At 62.7% G+C, this 15808-nt stretch carries 24 protein-coding genes and 1 pseudogene; 5 read left to right on the forward strand and 20 right to left on the reverse strand.

Annotated features, from left to right (window positions below):
- Positions 1 to 4: 4 nt before the first annotated feature.
- The 18 genes from WCE05_RS19225 to WCE05_RS19310 all read right to left on the reverse strand — a co-directional run bounded on the left by WCE05_RS19225 (position 5) and on the right by WCE05_RS19310 (position 11669).
- A complete protein-coding gene (locus tag WCE05_RS19225) occupies positions 5 to 1129 on the reverse strand; it encodes a tyrosine-type recombinase/integrase (protein WP_368816357.1) in 1125 nt (374 codons plus the stop codon).
- Complete coding sequence (locus WCE05_RS19230; RefSeq protein ID WP_368816358.1) at positions 1039 to 1371, reverse strand: hypothetical protein; 333 nt, start codon at positions 1369 to 1371, stop codon at positions 1039 to 1041. Before WCE05_RS19230 ends, WCE05_RS19225 begins: the two co-directional genes overlap by 91 nt.
- Positions 1372 to 1407: 36 nt before the next feature.
- Positions 1408 to 1608, reverse strand: coding sequence for a hypothetical protein (locus tag WCE05_RS19235; RefSeq protein WP_368816359.1), 201 nt, complete (start codon positions 1606 to 1608; stop codon positions 1408 to 1410).
- Entirely contained in the window at positions 1605 to 2696 is a 1092-nt protein-coding gene (locus tag WCE05_RS19240; protein WP_368816360.1) for a hypothetical protein, read from the reverse strand. Before WCE05_RS19240 ends, WCE05_RS19235 begins: the two co-directional genes overlap by 4 nt.
- On the reverse strand, positions 2686 to 3006 hold the full coding sequence (locus WCE05_RS19245) for a hypothetical protein (RefSeq protein ID WP_368816361.1): 321 nt from the start codon (positions 3004 to 3006) through the stop codon (positions 2686 to 2688). Before WCE05_RS19245 ends, WCE05_RS19240 begins: the two co-directional genes overlap by 11 nt.
- A 40-nt stretch (positions 3007 to 3046) precedes the next feature.
- Complete coding sequence (locus tag WCE05_RS19250; RefSeq protein WP_368816397.1) at positions 3047 to 4348, reverse strand: DNA cytosine methyltransferase; 1302 nt, start codon at positions 4346 to 4348, stop codon at positions 3047 to 3049.
- A 53-nt stretch (positions 4349 to 4401) separates the two neighbouring features.
- Entirely contained in the window at positions 4402 to 5013 is a 612-nt protein-coding gene (locus WCE05_RS19255) for a 3'-5' exonuclease (protein WP_368816362.1), read from the reverse strand.
- Positions 5014 to 5078: 65 nt separating this feature from the next.
- Entirely contained in the window at positions 5079 to 6824 is a 1746-nt protein-coding gene (locus tag WCE05_RS19260) for an AAA family ATPase (protein WP_368816363.1), read from the reverse strand.
- 4 nt (positions 6825 to 6828) lie between these two features.
- The gene (locus tag WCE05_RS19265; RefSeq protein WP_368816364.1) at positions 6829 to 7656 is read right to left on the reverse strand and encodes a DNA translocase FtsK; all 828 of its coding nucleotides are present in this window, start codon (positions 7654 to 7656) and stop codon (positions 6829 to 6831) included.
- A 9-nt stretch (positions 7657 to 7665) separates the two neighbouring features.
- Positions 7666 to 7866 carry a hypothetical protein gene (locus tag WCE05_RS19270; RefSeq protein ID WP_253099444.1) on the reverse strand — a complete coding sequence of 67 codons (201 nt, stop codon included), beginning with the start codon at positions 7864 to 7866 and terminating at the stop codon, positions 7666 to 7668.
- A gap of 6 nt (positions 7867 to 7872) precedes the next feature.
- Positions 7873 to 8700, reverse strand: coding sequence for a hypothetical protein (locus WCE05_RS19275; protein ID WP_368816365.1), 828 nt, complete (start codon positions 8698 to 8700; stop codon positions 7873 to 7875).
- 8 nt (positions 8701 to 8708) lie between these two features.
- Positions 8709 to 9512, reverse strand: coding sequence for a PD-(D/E)XK nuclease family protein (locus WCE05_RS19280; RefSeq protein WP_368816366.1), 804 nt, complete (start codon positions 9510 to 9512; stop codon positions 8709 to 8711).
- Positions 9503 to 10003, reverse strand: coding sequence for an RNase H family protein (locus WCE05_RS19285; protein WP_368816367.1), 501 nt, complete (start codon positions 10001 to 10003; stop codon positions 9503 to 9505). The genes WCE05_RS19280 and WCE05_RS19285 overlap by 10 nt, the downstream gene beginning before the upstream one ends.
- A gap of 123 nt (positions 10004 to 10126) precedes the next feature.
- Positions 10127 to 10330: a hypothetical protein gene (locus tag WCE05_RS19290; protein ID WP_368816368.1), complete on the reverse strand. Its 204-nt coding sequence runs from the start codon at positions 10328 to 10330 to the stop codon at positions 10127 to 10129.
- Positions 10327 to 10476 carry a hypothetical protein gene (locus WCE05_RS19295; RefSeq protein WP_253080015.1) on the reverse strand — a complete coding sequence of 50 codons (150 nt, stop codon included), beginning with the start codon at positions 10474 to 10476 and terminating at the stop codon, positions 10327 to 10329. Before WCE05_RS19295 ends, WCE05_RS19290 begins: the two co-directional genes overlap by 4 nt.
- Positions 10466 to 10621 carry a hypothetical protein gene (locus WCE05_RS19300; protein ID WP_368816369.1) on the reverse strand — a complete coding sequence of 52 codons (156 nt, stop codon included), beginning with the start codon at positions 10619 to 10621 and terminating at the stop codon, positions 10466 to 10468. Before WCE05_RS19300 ends, WCE05_RS19295 begins: the two co-directional genes overlap by 11 nt.
- Positions 10618 to 10851, reverse strand: a complete 234-nt coding sequence (locus WCE05_RS19305) for a hypothetical protein (protein WP_368816370.1) — start codon at positions 10849 to 10851, stop codon at positions 10618 to 10620. Before WCE05_RS19305 ends, WCE05_RS19300 begins: the two co-directional genes overlap by 4 nt.
- A gap of 92 nt (positions 10852 to 10943) precedes the next feature.
- Complete coding sequence (locus WCE05_RS19310) at positions 10944 to 11669, reverse strand: hypothetical protein (protein WP_368816371.1); 726 nt, start codon at positions 11667 to 11669, stop codon at positions 10944 to 10946.
- 218 nt (positions 11670 to 11887) lie between these two features.
- Here WCE05_RS19310 and WCE05_RS19315 point away from each other — a divergent pair, with 218 nt between their 5' ends.
- Positions 11888 to 12253 (forward strand): hypothetical protein, encoded by a 366-nt coding sequence (locus WCE05_RS19315; RefSeq protein WP_368816372.1) that lies wholly within the window; start codon positions 11888 to 11890, stop codon positions 12251 to 12253.
- A 371-nt stretch (positions 12254 to 12624) separates the two neighbouring features.
- On the opposite strand, the gene WCE05_RS19320 is transcribed toward WCE05_RS19315, so the two are convergent.
- Positions 12625 to 12888: a hypothetical protein gene (locus WCE05_RS19320; RefSeq protein WP_368816373.1), complete on the reverse strand. Its 264-nt coding sequence runs from the start codon at positions 12886 to 12888 to the stop codon at positions 12625 to 12627.
- A 15-nt stretch (positions 12889 to 12903) separates the two neighbouring features.
- The gene (locus WCE05_RS19325; protein WP_368816374.1) at positions 12904 to 13578 is read right to left on the reverse strand and encodes a helix-turn-helix domain-containing protein; all 675 of its coding nucleotides are present in this window, start codon (positions 13576 to 13578) and stop codon (positions 12904 to 12906) included.
- A 298-nt stretch (positions 13579 to 13876) separates the two neighbouring features.
- Between WCE05_RS19325 and WCE05_RS19330 the strand changes: the two genes are divergently transcribed.
- From WCE05_RS19330 to WCE05_RS19345, 4 genes and pseudogenes are all read left to right on the forward strand, one after another.
- A complete protein-coding gene (locus tag WCE05_RS19330) occupies positions 13877 to 14188 on the forward strand; it encodes a transposase family protein (protein WP_253099473.1) in 312 nt (103 codons plus the stop codon).
- A 334-nt stretch (positions 14189 to 14522) separates the two neighbouring features.
- Entirely contained in the window at positions 14523 to 14648 is a 126-nt protein-coding gene (locus tag WCE05_RS19335; RefSeq protein WP_368816399.1) for a hypothetical protein, read from the forward strand.
- A gap of 65 nt (positions 14649 to 14713) precedes the next feature.
- Positions 14714 to 14854, forward strand: a pseudogene (locus tag WCE05_RS19340) (DnaT-like ssDNA-binding domain-containing protein); the annotation flags it as partial.
- A gap of 73 nt (positions 14855 to 14927) precedes the next feature.
- A complete protein-coding gene (locus tag WCE05_RS19345; protein ID WP_368816375.1) occupies positions 14928 to 15683 on the forward strand; it encodes a hypothetical protein in 756 nt (251 codons plus the stop codon).
- The last annotated feature ends 125 nt before the right edge of the window (positions 15684 to 15808 follow it).

Below are 15808 nucleotides of genomic sequence, written 5' to 3' on the forward strand. Positions count from 1 at the left end.
TAACTTACGTGGCTTCTTCGCAGCTACGGACCAATTTCGGACCAATTTGGAGCTTTTCCAGCTCCTGCCAGTCGTTGGACGAGTTAATCCAGCGCGCATAAGTCGATAAGAGCATCTGCACGCTATGCCCGAGCTGTTGGGCGATAAATGCGGGGTTGAGTCCAGACATTAAGCATATTGTCGCATAGGTGTGGCGGCAGTTATACGGGGGGCGGTATCTGATCCCCAGGCTCTTGAGGATTGGGCGCCACTGATGGTGCAGGTCTGAGGTCTGCTTGACGTGCTCCCCATTCTTGCCTGGCGGGAAGACGAACGGCGATTCGGTGAACTGCCCTTTGCCCTGCTTGCGGCGCTCCGCGTACTGCTTGGCGAACTCAAGGGCATGCAGAGCCCGGTCGTTGAGCAGCACGAAACGATCCCGCCCAGTCTTTGTCCTTTCCTCAATCACCCCCAACGCAACCGTTCGCCGCACGTGAGCAGTCTTCTTGTCCATGTCGACGGCATCCCAGCGAAGCGCCAGGCCTTCGGACAGGCGCAGTCCAGTGAAGAACATGAACTCGAAGAACGCAGCGTAGATCTGGCTTGGCCAGTGCTTGTGTTTGTAGATCTCTGCGATGATGGAGTTGGCTTCTTCCAGGGTGAATGGGTCAACTTCCTTCTTGGAGCGTGCTGGTAGCTGGAGGGCTTCCGCTGGATTCCGGGTTATCAACCCGTCCAGCACCGCTGAACGCAGAATGGTCGATAGCTTGACCATCGCGTTGCGCTTTACCGAGGGAGTGGTCCAGTTGATCGACGCGACGATCCGACGGAGAAGGGTGGTGGTGATCAAATCTATGCGTACCAGGGCAAGGTGTGGAACCCAGTACAGGTTGAGCGTGCCCTTGTAGTTCAGCCTGGTGCCCGCGGTGATCTCTCGGCTGTCGAGCCACAACTGAGCATATTCGCCAAAGGTCGGCACTCCGCCTACGACAGCAGCGGAGCTGGGAAACAGCTCCGCGTATTTGTCGTGATCGAGCAGGTTTAGTTTCAGCAGGCTGTTTACTTTATCGCGAAGCTGGGATGCAGCCTTGATGCCTTTTTGTGTCGGGGGGTAGGGAAGGGTCTCACTTCGGCGAGTACCCTCCCACATGAACCTGAGCCGGAGCGAGCCGTAGTGCAGGTCAATTCCTTGGGGTAAATCCATTGGCTTTCCAGCCATTCGTCATACCTCTTTTTGCTGTAGATGATGCGGCCGCCGTGCTTGATCCAGACACCTTCGGGAATCACCCCGCGCAGGCGCCGGCCCTCCAGGGCGCGCTTGGTGCAGCCAAGCAGGTCGGCCATGCGTTGCTCGGTGACCTTGTCGACGTCACCGGTGCTTTCGGTTTCCATGGGAACTCCAGCGCCGCCGGCGGCGGCAGGTTGATATCAAAAAATGAAGCGGAAAGGGGCAAGGTGTGCGGCCGGCAGCCTGACCAGCACCGGCCCTTCGTCGAACTGGTCGCCGGCTGGTGGCGGATCGCGGGGCTTGTCGGCCTGGGTGACGGCGAAGGCGCCGGAGACAGCGCCCAGGTAGAAGCCCAGGGCCAGGGCGGCGACCAGGCAGACGATGATGGTCCGGGCTTTCATGGCGCTGCCCTCAGTAGCTCCTCAATCTCCTCAAGCAGGCCGTGCTGCTCCAGCGTGCCGCGCAGCTTTGCGACCTTCCGCAGTACTTGCTCGGCACGGTCCATGCGCTCATCCCGCGCCGTCAGGTCGGCCTGCAGTTGGTCGATCAGCGCGGACGGCTTGCGCCCCAGGTCGCCCCGGGCGTTCCACAGCTGGCGGGCCAGGTCGATGGGATCATCCCATCCGGCTTCCATGGCCTTCTGGAATGCGGCGTTGAAGGCGGCGAGGTCGTCGGCCCCGGCGGGTTTGCGCTCCAGGGCGGCGCGGTCCAGCAGGCGCTGTACAAACAGGTCGAATTCTTCTTGCGTGAAGGTGTATCCGTCGCCATCTTCTGCTGGCTGGCCTTCTTCAAACGCCATCTGGTTGATTTCATCCGGGCTCAGAGCATCGAGTTCAACCGGCGTGCTCGGGCTTTCCTCGTCTAGCCGACAACCATTCGGGCACCCGCCACATGCGCCGCAGGACTTCGATGGCTCTGCGCTGACGGATAGGGCGGCTTTGATCCTGCGCTTCAAAGGGGTTCCCAGGTCATACGGCCACACCTCATGCAGAAGCGCCTCCAGCTCGGCCAGCTGGGCGCGCAGGGTGTTGCGTTCCGTGCGCAGCTTCCAGCGGTCGCCGTCACATTCGTCCAGAGCATCGCGCAGCCGATCAACCTCGCCAGGATCGGCGTTGGTGTAGAGCGGACGGGTCAGCGTTGCCAGCGCAAGTGCGGCCGCCCCGCCTTTTGAAAGTGCATAGGCCTTATGCTCCCCCGTACACATCCGGCTTTCATTTTCCGGGTCTTGCCACGCCACCGGCTCGCCCTGGTGCTGCTCGGCTGGCTTGCCGGTGACCCGCGCCTCGATGGCTGCCCAGGTCGGCTCGTACTCAGGCCAGTCACTTTCGATGACCAGGCACTTGCGCGCCGGACAATCCCATGCCGCCATGATGGAGTCGACGTGTTCGAGGCTGGACAGTGCCAAGTCACGATCAATGGGAGACAGCTTGTCCAAGTCGCTGCGCTTGATGACGATGTAGCGGTCTTCGCGCTGGAATTCAGTGCTCATTGCCTTTCTCCAACAGTTCGATGATGTCGAGGTAGCCCTGCACGGTGCTGCCGGGCCTGCCGGTGGCTGCGCGCTTCAGGGCGTTGATGACCTGGGCCAGGCCGTTGGTGCTGTCCAGCGTGGCCCGCAGGGAGCGCACCAGGTCGGTGGCGTCCTCGCGGGCCTGCAGGCGCATGAAGTGGTTGATGGGGCCCGTGGCCACCGGCATGGGCAGCGGCTTGTCGGGCTTCGGCGCCGCCATCGTGCTGAATGTGGGCGCAGGGGCAGGGCGGCGGGCCCGGTCAGGGGCCGCCTGGGCAACTGGGTTCATGATGGGCTCCGGCGAGCGCCGGTTGCCCGGCGCGGCATGGTCAGGAGTTGCTGACCTGGGAAACGCTCAACCCCACCCCTACCTGGCGAACCCAGATCGGCAGCATGCTGAGCATGAAGGTTTCGCCCTGGGCGGCCAGGAGCAGGGTGGTGCCCATTACGTGGGCGATTGCTTCCGCCGCAGCCGGCGGTACCGCATTGCCGATGCGCTCGCTCCAATCCTTGTCGCTCAGGCCATCGAGGATCAACTGTTCTTCCGGCTCGACCAGGCTTTGCAGGGCGGCCTTCTCCAGAGTGGTGAATGGGCGATGCCAAGTGCCGTCCAGGCTACGAATGATGCAGGTCAAGCGATCGCCTGCAGCAGGGATACGAGGGTCGGCAACCGAGAACGCGCCGTTGGTTGGGCCGCTGGCTCCGGCGATGGTGCCGGAAGTGTCGCCCCAGCCGTGTACGCCGAGGTAACCGTGGTGGTACTCCGGCACGATCACCAGGTCGCGCAGGTACCCGTCCTCGATCGCTAGCTCGTTGAGGCTGCGCCAATCGCTCCCGGCGCGAACCAGAGCGAGCCGAACCCAGGTCTTCCACTGCAGCGATGGGATGCGGTGCATCGGTCCGCCGGTCTCAATGTCGCCCGGCAGTGGCATGCGGCCGAGGATGTCGCCGACCGCGCGCAGGGTCTTCTTCTCCGGCTCGTAGAGGAAGGGCGGCACTTTCTCGACGTGGCGCGCCACCAGCAGGAAGCGCTTGCGCGACTGGGCAAGTCCGCCCAACTCGCCGCAGTCGTGGGTGGTTTCCGCCACGGCATAGCCGTAGTGGCCGAGCAGGCTGTTGATCTGGTCCAGCAGGTGCCGGCCGCGGGTGGCCAGGCGTGGCACATTCTCGAACACGATCAGCGACACCGGATCATCCGCCCATGCCTCGCCCATCAGCCAGATGCAGCGCAGCGTCAGCTCGTTGAGCGCCTGGTACTTCGGGGTCTGGGCAAGCTGTTCGGACAGCAGGCCGCTGGCCCCCTTGCATGGCGAGCTGATGAACACGGCATCGGGACGCTTGCCCTGGGCGGTCTTGCGGACGTCTTCCGGCGTGGCCTCCTGCCAGCCGGACGGCGGCTCCTTGCCGTGGAAGCGGATGTACTGGTCGCGCGTGAAAAGGTCCATCAGTGTGCCAGGCACGCCCGCCAGCTGCTGGAAGTCGCGCAGGCCTGCGGCGTCTACGTCGATTCCGCCCAGGCATTCCCAATGCGCCTGCATGCTGCCGACGATGGGCTTGGCCCGATTGAAGCCCTTGGCGCCGCCGCCCAGGCCGCAGCAGAAGTGAAAGTGTGTCAGTTTTTTCTTGATCAGCATGCTGCCGTCCTTGAGGAGATGGCGCCAGGAGGGCCGGCGCGGGGATGGGATCAGGCCGCTGACTGGTACGTCTGCAGCTTGAAGTACACACGGGCGCAGGCCTCGGCGTCCGGGCGGGCGCGGTGGCCACCAACCAAGTCCTCACCGGTGAAGAACTTCAAGGCCTCGGCCACGGTGGGCTGCTTGAACAGGTGCCCGCGGCCGGAGGCGATCATCTTCTCGGTGGGGGGGCACTGGACGATGTTGGTGGTGGCCTGGCAGGTGCAGAACTTGGCGGCCTCGCGATAGGACTCGGCGACCCAGGCGTCTTGGAAGCGCTTGAAGCCGATGCGCATGATGCGGTCGTCGAACGAGACGTTGTGCGCAACGCGCAGGCCGGCACGGTTCCAGATGTCGAGGAAGCCTTCGATGGCCGCCGCCTCGGCGATGCCGTGCTCCAGGGCGAGCTCGTTGGTGATGCCGTGGATCACCGACACTTCGTTGGGAATGCTCCAGCCATCGGGGCGAACCATGGCTTCGAAGCTGTCGACCAGCTCGCCTTCGGGGGTGTAGAGCAGGGCGCAGATATCGACGATGTGGGGTTGGTCAGGGTGGTCGCTGGGCTGCTTGAAGGCTGGGAGCCCAGTGGTTTCCGTATCGAACACACAGATCAGTTGGGACATGGCGGGGTTTCCTGTAGGCGAAAAGAAGGCGCCCGAGGGCGCCTGTGGGTCATGCTGGTGGTGGGTCAGCTGGCTTGCTGCATTGGCTGGTCTTGTTGGGCGACACCGCCCTCGATCCATACCGCGCTGATTTCAGGTGGCAACTTGGCTGGCTTGGCCTTGAGCGTGCCCAGAACGATGGCGCTTTCGATCTCGCCGGCCTTGGCCAGGCTGACCAGCATGCCGAGCAGTTGGCCGCGCGCAGGCAGGTCCAGCACGTCGAAGCGATCGAGCATTACCAGCTTCAGCCCCGAGTGCACGGCGATGGCCAGGGCCAGCAGTGTGTCGCAGCGCCATTGCTCCGACTCGCTCAGCAGCTGGTACATACGGCCACCAGCGGTGATTTCCATGTCGGTGGCCACCTGAACCATGGGCCAGCCCGTGAGCTTGGAGGTGCGGGCCAGGCTGGCGTTGAAGGGCTGCAGGGCGCCAGCCAGGATCTCGCCCGGAATGCCGTCGGGAGCCAGGGCTTTCTCGATCAGCACCCAGTCCTTCACGTCCTGGTGGTGCTGGGCGGCCTTGGCGGTGTTCTCGTCGGCGGACTTGGCTGCGATGGCCTGATCCATGAGGGCCGTGTACTTAGCGCGCAGATCGCCTTCCAGCTTGCGCAGCTTGTTCAGCGACTCGACAGAGCGGTTGTATCTGTCCTGGTCGAAAGCTTCGGCCTGCTGGCCTTCCAGGCTTTTCAGCTCATCGCGGGCAGCTTCGGCCTTGGCCACGGCGGCCATGTCGTTCTGCAGGGTGCGGCGCAGCATGTCGATGCTTTGCTGGACCTTGGTAACGTCCAGAGCCAAGGTGGTGGTGGCCGTGGTGTCCTCCTTGAGGCCCTTGTACAGCTCCAGCTTCTTGCCGACGATCTTGAGCCCGGCGCCGCAGGCCGGGCATTCGCATCCGCCGGAACCGGCCTGCTGGTCTTTCAGCTGGGCTTGCAGTTCGGGCAGGCGCTGCTCCAGCGCCGCCAGATCCTGCTCGGTGGTGGTGCGTTTTGCCACTGCCCGATCGTAAAGCCCGGCGGCTTGCTCCAGTTCGGTCCTGCGCTGATCCAGCCCAGCGGAAGCCTGGCGCTTGGCGTCTTGTTCGCCGATGAAGCGGTTGCCGTTCTCGATGTCCTGCAGCACCTTCTTGTGCTCCGCGAACACCTTCTCGCGCTCTGCCTCGCTGGCGACCTCGCCGGCCGGCAGTTGCACTGACCAGCCTTCAGCCTTCTCGCTGCCATAGGCTTCGCCGGTGATGGCCTTCCAGGCGCCGCGCGACTCGGCGGCATAGGTCTTGGCCTGCTCCTGGGCGGCAGCGAAACCGCTCAGCAGCAATGGCTTGATCTTCTCGACCTTGGCCGGGTCTGCCTTCCGCTCGGCCAGCTTGCCGACCACTACGTCAGGCTTGGCGCTGGCGCCCATCAGCTTGAACAGCGTGGCGCGCCGGCTCTTGTCGTCCAGGGCCGCGAAGGCGCCCGGGGTCAGCACGAACGGCAGGTAGTCGTCGCCGGGTACGCCGTGGCGCTCGGCGGTTCCCTTGGGCAGGGTGAAGCTGCTGGCCGCGCCGTCGTGGCTGACGATGATCTGGGCCTTCTTCTCGCCCTCGGTGATCAGCTTGCCATAGTCCTTCTTGTGCTGGACGCGACCGGAGCCGCCCAGTGCGAAGCCAATGGCCTCGCGCAGGGACGACTTACCAGCGCCGTTGAGGCCGGCCACCAGGGTGATCGGCGTGGCGAGGTCCAGGCTGGCGCTGCGCAGGCCCTGGAAATTCTCGACGAAGATGTGTTCGAGGCGCATGGCATCACTCCAATTCCAGGCCAGCGACGTCGGCCAGGGTGGCCACGACGCGGTATTTGTACTCAAGGCGGTCTTCGGCTTCGCTTTCCAGCTCGATGACCTTGTCGTCCAGCAGGCGCAGCAGCAGCGAACTGGCACTGTCACTGTCGATGCTCAAGCGGCGTTGCAGCCAGGCCACATCGATGACCTGAGCGTGCAGGCTGACCAGGTTGGCGGCATCTTCGTAGGTGAAGCCGCCGAACTCCTTGCCTTCCGGCCTGGTCTCCACGAACTCGGCATCAACTGCATCGCTATCGTCGACCGGTGCTTGCTCGGTGACAGGCTCGGTGTGCCGCTGTTCCTGCTTTCGATCCAGTCCGGCCCCGGCAATGATCTCGGATGCGCTCAGCGGCAGGTCGTACTGATCACGCTCAGCCTGGATGCCGTCAGTGCCTTCGGCGTAGTCGTTCGGTGCAAGCACCATCAGGCACAACTTGCCAGCCACATCGATCAAGCCATGCCGGTTGGGGTCCTGGGCGTCGATGGAAGCGGTTACGGTGATGGCCTTCGCCTTGAACTTCGCGTCAACCACGGTCATCGGGATGGTGTCGACGCTGCGGGTGCTGATGATGCCGACCGCTGTGCTGACAGCCTCTTCCGCGATCTTGGTGATGCGGTCGATCACCTCCTGCTGGTCGTCCTCGCCCAAGCGGCTGAACGGAACCTTGATGTTGCGCAGTTCGAACAGAGCCGCATCAACTAGGTCGTGCACCATCAGCTCATGAGCGAAGGTCATGGGGTGCATGCCGTGACGGCGGGCGCGGTCGATGGCTTCTTTGTGCTCAACTTTCATGGGCTTTCCTCAGTATTTGGCGATCTCTTCCAGCTTCTTCTGCTGGTGAACGCTCAGAAGGGTGCGCGGGCCGTGGCGCTTGAAGTTGGCCCGCATGTTTTCGACGAACTCGTTTTCCCAGGCGCCGTCGGCATGCAGCTCGGCGGCAGCCAGCAGGGAAGTGAATTCCTCGACACAGTCGTACAGCTCTTCCACTGCTTGGCTGGCCATGGCGGGTTACTCGAACTGGAGGTTGCTGGTGTCGGTTTGCTCGAGCTCGTCCGGCTCTTGCTCGACGTCTACCGACTCGACCTGACCGTTCTTGGTGATCTCGCCGGCCATGGTGTCGAGGCGCTCGTCTGGGTTGTGCTCCAGGGCCTCGGCCTGTGGCTCGACTGGCTGCTCTCCGGAACCCTGTAGATCCTCAAGCGAAACCGAGAAGCTTCCGTCTGTTCCGCGCTGAGCGTCGTAGGTATCGCGGATCTCTTCCTCGGTGATAAGGCCCATGCCAAGGTCTGGCGCGTATGCGCGTTGCCAGAAGGCGGCAGCGCGGTAGATGAACATCTGATCCTCCATGGTCATCCACTTGCTGCCGTTCTTGCTGGCCCAACCTTCGGCCTTGACCATCTTCCAGGTGACCCAGATGCCATCCAGGCGCTCGCCAGTCTCCTTTTCCACGGCCCACGCACGGCAGCCATAGTCGTCCTTGCCCTTGGTGCCACACCACTCATAGCGCAAGGTGCTGTAGCGACCGCAGGTGTTCACCGTGGCGATCAGGAACTTGCTGGACCATCCCGGTGTGCCGTGAACGATGTAGAGGTTCTGCATGACCATGAGAGGGTTGGCGCCGATTCGACGGGCCATATCAAGGGCGATCATGCAGTTCGGCAGGTTACCCTGGTACTGCTTGGGCACCAGGTTGGAGCTGGCGAAGGCCTTCGCGATGCGCTGCATCAGCTCGAAACCTTCCAGGTCGAAGAAGCTCATGGATACCGGTGGACGGGACTGCTTTGGGGTGGCGACAGCGCTGGTCTGCATCTGCGCCAGGGTGGTGGGTTGCGACATGGTGGACCTCATTGGTGGTAAGGGCAGGTGGACCAGCGCGGGCAATACTTCGCGCTGCAAAGGAAGCTCTGGGGGTTGGGCGGAAACAGTCCGGAGCGCAGCATGTCGGCGCCGATCTGGATCAGCCCGGGAAAATCCTCGGTGCCGACCATCATTTGCTTGGCGCCGATGATCTCGCCGATGCCGGTTTCGGGCTTGCCCTTGGTCTTGAGTCCGATGATGTGGGCAGGGGCGGTGCAGGGTTCGCCGGTGGTGTGCTCTTCGAGGATTTCGTAGGTGCCAATCTGGGCCCAGTGGCCCTTGGTCTTGGCCACACCATCCACGACAGCGGCACCGCCGGTCTTTACGTCGGCAATGCCTTTGCCGTCGCCGGTCTTGCAGATCCGGGCTCGGTCAAGCTGGCCGGTCAGGCGGACAACGACACCGCCACCACAGTCGATTTCCAGCGGCTCGGTGGTCCGCTCAACAGCAACGAACTCGTAGCGCGGGCTGATCTCGTTGCAGTAGCGGGTGTGCAAGGGCAGCGCAATGCGCTCGGCCTCGGCCAGCGTCAGCTTGTCGGCCTTCCAGTCGATGTCCTGATCGGGGTTGCGCAGCGTGTGCACCAGCAGCTCGGCGGTGTCGTAGGCCGACAGGTTGCTGCCGTTCATGCGGGACACGTCGAAAGCTGCTGTGCTGGCATGAATGGCCGTGCCCAGGTGAGAACGACCGCTGCTGGGTGACCGATGCCCGAGGATATGGATGTATTCCCACTTGTAGGCGCAGTCGAACAACGACCCCCAGGAAGAGGCACGGATGGTGGTTACAGGCATGCTTCTACTCCAAGGGAGCGCAGCCCCCGCTGTTCGCGCATTTGCCGCTTGGCTTCCTTGTCGCACCAGTTGTTCACCCACTGACGCGGCGTTGCTTTGCCCTTGTGGGCCTTGACGTGATTGATCTTCAAGAAGAAGCCATGCTCCTTGCGCAAGGCCTCTACTCGAGCGATGTGTTGGTCGATGATTGGTGTGGACGGGCGTATGCGAGCCTCGAAAGCATCCCGAATGGCCAAGCAATCGATGACCAGCACCAGACGGGTTTGCCGACCAAGGCGAAGCAACTGCCCGAAGGCCGGGTCTTCGCTCATCTGAATGATCGCCATGCAGGCCGCGACAATCTCCGCTTCGTGGGCCTGCGCGACCCCGGTGATAGGAAATGAGCTGTTCATGCGCTCTGCGTCGCCGCGAGCCCAGAAGGCCCCGCCAGCACACTTTGTTTCCGGGCAAAAGCTGGCGTCGGTGAACACCGTGACGTTTTCGATATTCATAGAAGAGGCTCTATCGGGTGATGGCGTCAGCCAGCCCGATCAGCACCAGCCAACCGAACCAGCCAAGGAGGGAATTAAGGGCGCCGCGCCAGATCAGGTGGCGGCGCCGGCGTTGGGCGGCGGTCATGACGAGCAACCCATCAGGTCATCGCCGTAGCACTCGCCGTTGCAGCCAATCGCGCCGCACTCGCGGCAGGCGTCTTCTTGGCCTTCCTCGCGCTGGCAGTTCTGGCCGCCACAGTGAGGGCACTCGGTGTGGGTGAGATTGCTGATCTGACCCATCCAGCGAATGCCGTATTGGCCGCAGTTTCCGCAGATCATCGTCATGGAAACCTCACAACAAGCATGTGACGGCGCACCTCGACATGGATCTGTCGTGGCAGGTCGTTCACCAAGAAAAAGCCCTGCGATTGCAGGGCCTTGACGAGATCGGGGATGTTGGGGGCGATGACCGCCCGGCATTTACTGGTCATAGCGGCGCTCCAGCATGATTTCGCGCTCGTCCGAGCGCCAGTCGCCGGCCTGGAACGGGTAATCGTCCGGCTCGGCATCGTCTTCGAAGGGCTCAGGCTCGTCGTCCAGGTCGGGCGGATCGAGCCACATGTCGTGGGCGCTCATGCCACTTGGCGCCGGCAGAGCAGGGCGACACGACGTTGGCGGGCAGCATGGATGCGCATATGCATCAACTTGGCCTGGTCGTGGGTGATATCGCCACGGAACAGCGCGTAGCTGACCATGCCGGCGGCGTAGCTCAGTTCGGTTTCGGAGGCCACCAGTTCGCCTGGCGGCACAGCAAGCGCTCTGTCGATGCTCTCGGCGAACACCTTCCGCGCGGTTGGATTGAACATGGTGAGAGCCTCAGTGGGGGGCGGGCGGCCGGCGCTTCCCGGCGTGCGTCTGGTCTGGCTGATCAGGCCCCGCGACTCGCCCGCATGACGGGTTATGCCTTGACGAACTTGTTGTTGTCGTCGAGGCGATAGGCAACGCCAGGCTCGATGCCGTCTTCGCCGACATAGGCGTTGTAGGTGCGGTAACGCTCCGACTTGCTGCACCACTTGCGGATGCGCAGTTCGGATTTCTCGCCGCCGGTCAGGGTCGAGCGGTTGCCGCCGGTCAGGGTCGAGCCGTCGCCGCCGGTCAGGGTCGAGCCGTAGCCGCCGGTCAGGGTCGAGCGGTCGCCGCCGGTCAGGGTCGAGCCGTCGCCGCCGGTCAGGGTCGAGCCGTAGCCGCCGGTCAGGGTCGAGCCGTAGCCGCCGGTCAGGGTCGAGCGGTTGCCGCCGGTCAGGGTCGAGCCGATGACCGCGACGCTAGCCGCCCTCGGTTCGTGCTCGAGCAGGTATTCCGTGGCGCTCTGCTTGTCGCCGATGTGGCGGATGGTGCAGGACGGGAACTTGACCTTGCCGCCCAGGGCAACCACGTCCTGAAGCGCGACTTCGACCACCAACCACTTGGCGTCCTGGCGGCGGATGCTGTCGCTTACGCCGGCGTCGCCCTGGCCGAACAGCCAGCCATGCAGGCCGTGTCCGCACTCGTTGTCGTTGCGCCAGTCGGGGGCTGTGACGATGGCGCCCACTTCGTTCGGCCATTGGAAGCCGCCGTGGCTGGTGAGATCGGCGTAGCAAGTCCGGAGGACCAGTACGGTCTCCGGGGTGTCGTTGTTTTTCATGGGGCGTTTCCTTGCGGGGGAGGGGGATCTGCATGGGTAGAGCGCTTTCCGCCTGTCTCCCTGAACCTGAATGGTTAGGGTCGAGAAGCGCTCTCCGATGCAGAAGGAAGGGGGATGCACATGCCCGCCGCGTGACCCGCGATCAGGTCGTGTCGGGATTTCACCGCTCGGCGGCGGGCATCTGCATCGGGGTTGAGCCTGCCGGGGACTGCGGGTCCATGAACGCCGAGCGCTTCGACGGCATGGATGCACCGTGGATCAACAAGCTCAACTCCGATGCAGCCTGGGATGGGGTCCAGGTGATCGGGCCGTCTTTCCGGCTGTCAAGGGAATCAGTGGCGCCTGATGATCTCGGCACGGCTGCGATGGGCGTTCTCGCCGACGTGTTCGGCCACGCTGTGGATCAAGGCAACCGCTTCGTCTTTGCCGTGGGTGGCTGCCAGCGCCAGGCCGGCCATGCTGATCAGCTTCAACGTCACGTTCGCGACGTCATCCATGTTTCGGGGCTTGCAGGCGTTGATGTAGGCCTCAACCAGCTTGTTGCACATGCGTTCAGCGATTTCTGGGGTAACCATTTGGGGTGATCCTCGGTCGATTTCCCGCTACGCCCGGTCGCCCAGGCGCAGAAGTGAAATGTTCCGTGGAGCTATGCCGCTGTTACACGCCACCTGCGGGCTGGGCGATGACTTGGTTCGGGGGCTCTGAGAGCCCAACAGCCGACCACGCTGCGTGCTGTCGGCTCTCATTTATGCGGTGCTCGACGCTGCGCACCCGGGGCGAGGCTTCCCCTGTACCGAATCGGCTTCGGCTCGCTGCCAACCGGTCAGTGTTTGCTAGGCCGGTTGAGCAGAATTTAGAAAACTAAACGAATCGCGTCAAGGAGAAATTTAGATATCTAAACAGCCGGGGCAAAAAGAAGCCCGCACGCGGCGGGCCTATGATTGTGGGGAATCGGCTAGCTGAATGCTTTCCATGCCAGCCAGCCGAAGAAGAACAGAGCGACGATCATGGTCAAGACATCTTCAAATTTGGCGCCGCCCTCGCGCCTCAACGCAGACACGAGGGCGCCGAACAAGAGCATCAGTAAGCTAACGATGAAGACATGTCCGGTTTGTGGGATATGAAGTAAATAGCCGGCCAAGCTAGTGGCTAGACCGACCAGGCCTGCGCCGAACACAATTGTCGGTATCGACCAGCTCGGCTTTTTTTCGGACTCCATGGGTTCCTCGCTGGCTTAGATTCCGCCGCCACGCCACACAACACGACCAATGATTTCCACGCCGCGCATTCCGTCGTCGCTGATAGGCATGTCGGGATAGCGTGTCTTGTCCTGGTTGTCTGACCGGATGATCCAGCCGCCAGACATATCCCTGATCAACCGCTTGATGATGACCTCGTTGTCGGGATCGTACATTGCGTACATCTTGCCATTGACTGGCTCAATCTTCGACACGTCCACCAACAGCACTTCCTCGTCGCTCAGTGTGGGCCAGTTGCTGTCGCCGTGGTTGTACATCACCCGCAGGTTCTCTTCTCGCAACGACATACCCTTGAGCCAATCGCGCTTGAAGGCCAAGCCGCCTTTGATCTCGACGTGGTCATTTAAGTATCCCTTGCCCGAGCTGCCGCGCGCACTGTACTGCGGGATCAGGGCGTAGTCGCGCTCGCTGGGCGAGTCCGTCGGGCTTTCGTCGCCCCCGATTTCCTCGTCACCCATACCGGAAGACAGCCACAGGGCCGTGCACTGTAGCGCTTCAGCCAGCGCCACGAGTCGCTTGCCACCAGCCTCATTCGTGCCGTTGGTCCAGTGGGTCACCGCACCCTTAGAGACGCCGACCGTTTCGGCCAGCTCAACGGCGGTGATACCCAGCTTTTTCATGCGCCTTTTGACGCGATCTGAGAATTCCATGTTTAGGATGCTAAACATCATCAGGTTTAGATGCCTTGCTTTGTACGGTTTACTTTTCTAAACTCCGCTGAAAACCCCACTCGGAGAGTAGACCGATGACATACCAGGAAGCCCTTGCCCACTTTGGCAGTGGCCGGGCTATCGCCGCCGCGCTCAGCTTGTCCCCTGGGCGAATCTCGCAATGCAAGTCGGCCGGAGGCTTCTCATTCCAGCAACAATGCGTGCTGGAGAAAGCCTCCGAAGGCACGCTGGCAGCTCGCCAGGAAGATGTGCCAGCCCAGTCGTCGGCGGCCTGATCATGTCGACGAACGAATTAAGCCAAGAGCGGGATGACATTGCCCGCGAGATCGAAACGCTGATCTTGCAGCGCCTTGCGCGCACCAGTCAGAAGGCGATAGCCCTGCAAACCGGTTGCAGCGAGTCGACCGTTTCCCGCTGGAATGACGGCGAGTACCAGCGCTGGGCCCAGGTCCTGTCGTTGCTCGATCTGCGCGTCGTGCCGAGCACTGCCGTGGTGGTCACCGCTGAATACCTGTCCGCCCTGGAAACCATGGCGCGCATCGGGTTGAAGGCTGAGCGCAAGCGGCCAGGACCACTGGGCTGGGACTGATCAATGCCTGCCTTCCAGATCAATGACGCGGAGTGGGGCGCCCTGGCAGATGAGCCAGCGGACGTCTTCAAGCTCTATTGCGCCATTCGCCGGTTTATGGACTACAGGACCGGGGTGTCTGGTGTCGTTCGCCGATTGAGCGAGCAAATGTTCCGTGAAGAGCTGTATATTGCTCCAATCCGCGGGCGGCATGAGTCTGGATCCCCTACCAGGCAGAAGGTCCGCTCCCTCGTTGATCGCCTGATCACCATCGGCGTTATCACCCAAATTGGACCCCTCGTTTACAAGCTGCCATATGCGGACTGGGATGGTGCGTCCAAAACATCAGCAACCGATGAGCAACCAGATCAGCAACCAGATCAGCAACCAGAAGGTGAAGCGCCAGAACCCAATGAAACCGAGGGTTTCAGCGATTCTGCTGACGGATCAGCAACCACATCAGAATCAGCCGACTCGCTGATCAGCAACCTACCTCCGATATCCGGTAAAAGCCCTACTACTCTCTCCGCGCGCGGCTACTTCGCGATGCATGACGGCTGGCAGCCAGAGCCCAAGACTTGGAACGCCACCGCACTGCGCAACGCCATCCCCAAAGCCGTCCCCGCCGACACGCTCAACGAATTCCGCTCGTACTGGATCGCACGCCCCGAAAAGGAGCAGTCGCAGGCCCAGTGGGAGCATCAACTCGCCCAGTCCCTGAAACACCACATACGCCAGGCGCAAGCCGGGGGGTACACCCATGGATCACAAGGACCTGCCACCGCAGAAGCCAATCAGCACCGCACCCGGGGTCAAGGACCTGCTGGGAAAGGCGGTGGATACCAGCGCGAAGATCGTTCGGCACCCGGCCGCGTCCGAGCAGCAATCGCTGAACGACAGCGGCGAGAGCAAGCTGCCGCAGGTGCTGCTGGACAAGCTGTGGCTGAAGATGTCGGAGATGTACGGGCACCGCTGGACGTCGAGTTTCGGCGAATCAGCTGACCAGGACCACAGCTGGGCCAAGATCCTGGGTGGGCTCACTGGTCGCCAGCTCGCCGTAGGCCTGCAGCAGCTGATCAAGCGCGCGGCCGAATTCGACTGGCCGCCGCCGGCGAACGTCTTCCGCGCCATGTGCCTGCACGTGCCAGGCCTGCCGCCAATCGACCAGGCCTGGACCGAGGCCCTGATGGGCAAGTACAGCCACGAAGCTGTGAAGGTCGCAGCAGAGGCCACCGGCACGTTCGATCTGCGCAGCGCCAAGCACAGCGACAGATCCCTGTACCAGCGCTTCGAGCGCAACTACGCCATCGTCCAGCGCCGCGCCCAGAACGCACAACCGCTCGACGGCAAGATCGCCCAGGGCATCGAGCACGACAGCGGCATGAAGGCCCAGCTGGCCCGTTCCCACCAGGAAGCCCGCGACCTGGTCACGGCACAGAACATTCCCACTGACGGCCAGGCGGCTCGCAAGCTGCTGCTGGCGAAGCTCGGAATCCGGAGAGTCGGCCATGCGTGAATTCCTTGAGTTCATTGGATGCGTGTTCGCGTTTGTTGTCGCGATGCTGTGTCTGGCGCTGTTGTGCATAGCCATTTACGACTTCGCCATGGGAAGTCTCTGCGATGCCGGATTAATCGGTCGCG

This window comes from Pseudomonas sp. I2 (assembly GCF_040984075.1).
Classification (GTDB): domain Bacteria; phylum Pseudomonadota; class Gammaproteobacteria; order Pseudomonadales; family Pseudomonadaceae; genus Aquipseudomonas; species Aquipseudomonas guariconensis_B.

Bases quoted from the DNA above. Each gene is read 5' to 3' on its own strand.
- WCE05_RS19225 (WP_368816357.1), bottom strand. From the start codon at position 1,129: ATGTGGGAGGGTACTCGCCGAAGTGAGACCCTTCCCTACCCCCCGACA.
- WCE05_RS19230 (WP_368816358.1), bottom strand. From the start codon at position 1,371: ATGGAAACCGAAAGCACCGGTGACGTCGACAAGGTCACCGAGCAACGC.
- WCE05_RS19235 (WP_368816359.1), bottom strand. From the start codon at position 1,608: ATGAAAGCCCGGACCATCATCGTCTGCCTGGTCGCCGCCCTGGCCCTG.
- WCE05_RS19240 (WP_368816360.1), bottom strand. From the start codon at position 2,696: ATGAGCACTGAATTCCAGCGCGAAGACCGCTACATCGTCATCAAGCGC.
- WCE05_RS19245 (WP_368816361.1), bottom strand. From the start codon at position 3,006: ATGAACCCAGTTGCCCAGGCGGCCCCTGACCGGGCCCGCCGCCCTGCC.
- WCE05_RS19255 (WP_368816362.1), bottom strand. From the start codon at position 5,013: ATGTCCCAACTGATCTGTGTGTTCGATACGGAAACCACTGGGCTCCCA.
- WCE05_RS19260 (WP_368816363.1), bottom strand. From the start codon at position 6,824: ATGCGCCTCGAACACATCTTCGTCGAGAATTTCCAGGGCCTGCGCAGC.
- WCE05_RS19265 (WP_368816364.1), bottom strand. From the start codon at position 7,656: ATGAAAGTTGAGCACAAAGAAGCCATCGACCGCGCCCGCCGTCACGGC.
- WCE05_RS19270 (WP_253099444.1), bottom strand. From the start codon at position 7,866: ATGGCCAGCCAAGCAGTGGAAGAGCTGTACGACTGTGTCGAGGAATTC.
- WCE05_RS19275 (WP_368816365.1), bottom strand. From the start codon at position 8,700: ATGTCGCAACCCACCACCCTGGCGCAGATGCAGACCAGCGCTGTCGCC.
- WCE05_RS19280 (WP_368816366.1), bottom strand. From the start codon at position 9,512: ATGCCTGTAACCACCATCCGTGCCTCTTCCTGGGGGTCGTTGTTCGAC.
- WCE05_RS19285 (WP_368816367.1), bottom strand. From the start codon at position 10,003: ATGAATATCGAAAACGTCACGGTGTTCACCGACGCCAGCTTTTGCCCG.
- WCE05_RS19290 (WP_368816368.1), bottom strand. From the start codon at position 10,330: ATGACGATGATCTGCGGAAACTGCGGCCAATACGGCATTCGCTGGATG.
- WCE05_RS19295 (WP_253080015.1), bottom strand. From the start codon at position 10,476: ATGACCAGTAAATGCCGGGCGGTCATCGCCCCCAACATCCCCGATCTC.
- WCE05_RS19300 (WP_368816369.1), bottom strand. From the start codon at position 10,621: ATGAGCGCCCACGACATGTGGCTCGATCCGCCCGACCTGGACGACGAG.
- WCE05_RS19305 (WP_368816370.1), bottom strand. From the start codon at position 10,851: ATGTTCAATCCAACCGCGCGGAAGGTGTTCGCCGAGAGCATCGACAGA.
- WCE05_RS19310 (WP_368816371.1), bottom strand. From the start codon at position 11,669: ATGAAAAACAACGACACCCCGGAGACCGTACTGGTCCTCCGGACTTGC.
- WCE05_RS19315 (WP_368816372.1), top strand. From the start codon at position 11,888: ATGAACGCCGAGCGCTTCGACGGCATGGATGCACCGTGGATCAACAAG.
- WCE05_RS19320 (WP_368816373.1), bottom strand. From the start codon at position 12,888: ATGGAGTCCGAAAAAAAGCCGAGCTGGTCGATACCGACAATTGTGTTC.
- WCE05_RS19325 (WP_368816374.1), bottom strand. From the start codon at position 13,578: ATGGAATTCTCAGATCGCGTCAAAAGGCGCATGAAAAAGCTGGGTATC.
- WCE05_RS19330 (WP_253099473.1), top strand. From the start codon at position 13,877: ATGTCGACGAACGAATTAAGCCAAGAGCGGGATGACATTGCCCGCGAG.
- WCE05_RS19335 (WP_368816399.1), top strand. From the start codon at position 14,523: ATGAGCAACCAGATCAGCAACCAGATCAGCAACCAGAAGGTGAAGCGC.
- WCE05_RS19345 (WP_368816375.1), top strand. From the start codon at position 14,928: ATGGATCACAAGGACCTGCCACCGCAGAAGCCAATCAGCACCGCACCC.